Source organism: Candidatus Symbiopectobacterium sp. NZEC135 (assembly GCF_025962695.1).
Map to the genome: position 1 here is coordinate 1 of NZ_JAGFPF010001549.1, position 511 is coordinate 511.

A 511-nucleotide genomic window follows, 5' to 3' on the forward strand; every position below is an offset into this window, starting at 1 on the left:
ACAATGAGTGGTGCAAACCGCGAATCAAATGCTCGGTCGGCCCCACGCGCAGCACCGCCACCAGGCTGATACCATCTTCGGACTGCCAGACAAACTCGATAGGCTGATCTTTCAACTGCTGATAAAAACGGTGGCTGTGCAACGGGTTACGACACACACCGGCCCCGACCATGGCTACCAACGCCAACCCTTCACGCAGAGTGAACGTCACTGGCAACCCCGCCTTTTCCAATGCCTGCCAGGCGCTGTCCACCACTTCCGAGGTGTAACACAGTTGCACCAGATTGCGATCGGCATGGACACCAATCGCCAGCGGACGCACTTGCGCACGGCTGACGAATTGTTCAATCTCTTTGTGCACGCGCGCAAAATCATGCTGTGTGGGAATCTGCACGTCGATCAGGCAAACGTCATCGTGGCTGGTGACAATCTTCGCCCCCGTGCCCGACGCTAACACGCGCTCAATGCGCGTAGAGCCTTGTTCCGGGTTGTAACTGCAACGCAGTTGCAG

The 511-nt window shown here is 57.3% G+C and carries 1 pseudogene; it reads right to left on the reverse strand.

The features are described from left to right. Positions 1–511 (reverse strand): annotated as a pseudogene (gene metL / locus J5224_RS35305) (bifunctional aspartate kinase/homoserine dehydrogenase II); the annotation flags it as partial.